At 48.4% G+C, this 256-nt stretch carries 2 rRNA genes; both read left to right on the forward strand.

The window, feature by feature from the left end:
- A 23S ribosomal RNA gene (locus GM672_RS28050) occupies positions 1-81 on the forward strand; the annotation flags it as partial.
- Positions 82-197: 116 nt separating this feature from the next.
- A 5S ribosomal RNA gene (gene rrf, locus GM672_RS30200) occupies positions 198-256 on the forward strand; the annotation flags it as partial.

Genomic DNA, 256 nt, shown 5'->3' on the forward strand with positions numbered 1-256 from the left:
CCAGGACGTTGATAGGTCAGGTGTGGAAGTGCAGTAATGCATTAAGCTAACTGATACTAATTGCCCGTAAGGCTTGTCCCTATAACCTTGACGGTTATATGCATTTGCCAGTGTTTGAGCACTACCCTAAAAAACTACTTCTTCCAGATTCAAGATTGCAGCTGCTCCATCGAGAGCTGCGGTCTGTACAAGTCATGCCTGATGACCATAGCAAGTCGGTCCCACCCCTTCCCATCCCGAACAGGACCGTGAAACG

This window comes from Pseudoduganella buxea (assembly GCF_009720835.1).
Taxonomy (GTDB): Bacteria; Pseudomonadota; Gammaproteobacteria; order Burkholderiales; family Burkholderiaceae_D; genus Rugamonas; species Rugamonas buxea.